General features: G+C 71.0%; 3 protein-coding genes and 1 pseudogene. 1 reads left to right on the forward strand and 3 read right to left on the reverse strand.

The features are described from left to right. Nucleotides 1-336, reverse strand: a pseudogene (locus DMC18_RS22620) (hypothetical protein); the annotation flags it as partial. A gap of 247 nt (nt 337-583) precedes the next feature. Beyond that, on the reverse strand, nt 584-1,570 hold the full coding sequence (locus DMC18_RS26235; RefSeq protein ID WP_110118273.1) for a helix-turn-helix domain-containing protein: 987 nt from the start codon (nt 1,568-1,570) through the stop codon (nt 584-586). A gap of 99 nt (nt 1,571-1,669) precedes the next feature. Between DMC18_RS26235 and DMC18_RS26240 the strand changes: the two genes are divergently transcribed. Then, on the forward strand, nt 1,670-2,305 hold the full coding sequence (locus DMC18_RS26240; protein ID WP_158285966.1) for a glutathione S-transferase family protein: 636 nt from the start codon (nt 1,670-1,672) through the stop codon (nt 2,303-2,305). A gap of 21 nt (nt 2,306-2,326) precedes the next feature. On the opposite strand, the gene DMC18_RS22640 is transcribed toward DMC18_RS26240, so the two are convergent. Beyond that, nucleotides 2,327-3,322, reverse strand: a 996-nt coding sequence (locus DMC18_RS22640; protein WP_158285967.1) for an HlyD family type I secretion periplasmic adaptor subunit, incomplete at its 5' end; no start/stop codon positions are given.

Here is a 3,322-nt window from a genome sequence, read left to right on the forward strand (position 1 = left end):
GCCGCCGCCGCCGCCGGCCGAGAGGTCGTTCAGCGCCCCGGGCTGCCCTCCAGCCTGGCTGCCGTTGGCCCCGGCCTCGGCCGAGCCGGTCGGCGTGGCCGCCGCCGCCCCGCCATAGTTTCCAGCGCCGGAGGCGCCGCCGGCGCCGCCGGCGATGCCGCCCTGGGGCGTATAGGAGCCATAGCCGGCGCCAGCACCGCCGCCCTGGGTGATCTGGCGGGCCTGGGCCATCGGGGCGCTGAGGCCGACCGCCAGCGCCAACACCGTGAGCGAGGCCGAGGTGCGGATGCCCCGCGTGTTGTTGGACGCCCGCGCTTTGTTGATCGACTGCCGCACTTTGACACCTGCTGGGCCCGACTTACCGGACCGGTTTGAATTGCAGGGACGTCAGATCGCGTCACGCGACGCGCTGGCCTGGGCTCAGGCCCGATCCCCCTGAAACGCACGTGCAAACAGGGATCGACGGCGGCGCTTCAGGCCGGCCAGGTCGAGGATCCGCATGACGCGTGTCGGCCCGTCCCTGCCAGCGGGGCGGGCGCCGGACTATGCGATCCCGGCATGAACGGTGGAGTTTGGAGAAAGGTCAGTGCGCGTTGCGGCGCAGGGTGTCCGAAGGACGCTCGCCGAAGCGGAGGCGATAGGCCTGGGCGAAGCGGCCCAGTTCCCAGAAGCCGTGGTCCATGGCGACCTTGGTCACCAGGGTGACGGCGGGATCGGACGCCCGCAGCCGCGCATGGACAAGGTCCAGCCGGCGATTACGGGCGTAGCGCACCGCGCCTTCCCCGAGAAATTCCTGGCAGGCCAGGTTGAGCGTCCGCTCGGCCGCGCCCACCACCCGGCAGATGTCGCCCAGCGACAGCATCTCCTCCGGACGCTCATCGAGGGCGCGCTCGAAGCGGGCGACGATCTGGCGATGGCGCCCCAGGGCGGCCCTGTCCGGCTTGACCAGGCCCTCGGAGAGGCAGGCCATCAGCCTGTCCACGACCGCGCCCGCCAGGGCCTTGGACGGCTGCGGCTCCGCCAGGACTTCGGGCGTGCTCTGGATCACGCCTGAGATGTCGCTCATCAGCCCGATGAGCTCGTTCATCGCCGCCGGCGGCGCGACGAACATGCGGTCATCGTCCAGCGGCGTCGCATGGCCCGCGCCCATCAGGTTGGGCGCATGCTCGGTCAGCCGCTCGAACGGCATGGTCACGATCCCGAACGCCCACGGCATGTCGGGCGGAGAGCCGGTGACGGTCCGCTCGTTGGGCCGGAAGTGAAAGATGTGCCGACCGAACAGCTTGCGGCCCGAGACGCGCCGCATGATCCCCGGCTCGGTGGCGAACATGAAGGTGTGGACGCCGGGAATGGCCGCGGTCTGGGCGATGCCCTGGGCGAAGCGGCCCATGCCCAGGTTCAGTCCGCCGAAGCTCGCCCGCGCGAGCATGCCGTCGAAGCGCCGGCTGGTCCGTTCGAGAGGAAGCGGCTTCGCGCCCGAATTGATGTCGCCGATCGCCAGCGCCATCGTCTCGGCGTCGGTGAACCTGGCGAAGGCGCTCGAGGCGGAAGGGCTGCTGGCGGGTGTCATCTTGATGCGGAAAGGTCGCGAACTGTGTCGACTTGGCGACAAGCGCCAACCGGTATGCCAAGACTCGGCAAAGGACAACCGGAGCCCGCTGAAACCCAGATGGACCTGATCAGCCTTCCCGTGTCCCCGTTCGCCGCGCGCGTCCGCATCGCGATCTACGCCAAGGGCCTGCCCATCGACCTGATCCCGCCGCCCGCGGGCTGGCGCGACAACCGCCATTTTCGAGACCTGAGCCCGACCGGCCGCATCCCGGTCCTGCTCGAGGACAGAGGCCCCCTTTGGGAGTCCGCCGTCCTGCTCGAATATCTGGAAGAGCGGTTTCCGGAGGCGCCGTCCCTGATGCCGATCGACGTCTTCGACCGGGCGATGGCGCGGCTCCTGGTGCGGCACGTGGATCTCTATCTGATGCCGTCGATGGTCGCTCTGGCAAAACCGCGCACAGACGCCGCCAGCGCCCGCCGGGCGGTCGAGGAACTGCTGAACGGCGTCGCGATGCTCGAAGACCTCTTGCCGGGACCGGCCTACGCCCTGTGCGACCGTCTCACGATCGCCGACTGCGCCCTGGCCCCTGCCCTCTTCGCGATCGGCGTTACCGCCGAACGCCTCGGCATGGACCTGATCGCGCCCGCCTCGATCACCGAGGCCTACGCCCAATTCCTGCGGCGCGACCAGCATGTGGAACGCGTGATCGACGAGATGCAGGAGGGCCTGCGCCACCTGGTGCAGGTCGGCTAGCGAGGGCCTTCGGGGACAGCCTCACTGCTCGCGGAAGCTCCTGAACAGCCGCTGCTGCAGCGGCTCCAGCAGGTACTGCAGCGCCGTGCGCTTGCGCAGCGGGGCCACGACCTCGACCGGCAAGCCCGCCTTCAGCGCCGGCGGCTCGCGGCCCGGCTGTTTCAGCGCGGCCAGTTCTTCGGGCGGCACCGCGACCTCGGCCCGGAAGTAGCGCGCGCCGGTCTTGTCGTCGGTGAAGCCGTCGGCCGAGAGCTTGGTCACCTTGCCTTGCAGCAGCGGCAGATGACGATCGTGGAACGCCGTCAGCCGCACGTCGGCGGCCTGGCCGACATGGACGTCGTCGGCGTCGTTCGGCGACACCCGGGCCTCGATGACCAGCGGCGCGCGCTGCGGCACGATCTCCATCAGCACGTCGCCGGGCGCGGCCACGCCGCCGACCGTGAACACCTTCAGCCCCACAACCTGGCCCGAGGCCGGCGCACGGACCATGCCGCGCGACAGCTGGTCGCGCGCGGCCGCCAGCCTGGGCTTGAGGTCGTTGAGCTCGATCTCCGACTGGCGCAGGTCGGCGATCACCTCGTCCATGTGCGCGCGGTCGCCTTGCAGGGCCTGCATCCGGGTCTCGCCGATGCCCTCGCGGGCGCTGGCGGCCTGGGCGCGATAGGCGCCGTCGGTTCCGACGAGGTCGGCCGCGGCCCGTTCGAGCGCCCTCACCCGGGTCAGCGGCGCATAGCCCTGGGCGGCCAGCTTGCGCATGCCGTCCAGCTCCTCGCCGATCAGCCGCTGCTGCTCGCGGTTCGCGGCGAGCTGGCGGTTGTAGCCGTTGATCTGCTCGGCCAGCTGGCTGGCCCGCTCGCCCAGCACCCCGCGCCTGGAGGCCAGGGCCGCGCGCTGGGCGGCGAGCTGGCGGCGTTCCAGGCCCATGGCCTCCTCAGCCAGCTTCTGGTCCTCGGCCGGTAAGCCGGCGAAGGCGACCGGCGCGACGGGCTCGGCAAGGCCGTCGCGCTCGGCGACCAG

It is taken from the genome of Caulobacter sp. D5, assembly GCF_003185805.1.
GTDB lineage: Bacteria > Pseudomonadota > Alphaproteobacteria > Caulobacterales > Caulobacteraceae > Caulobacter.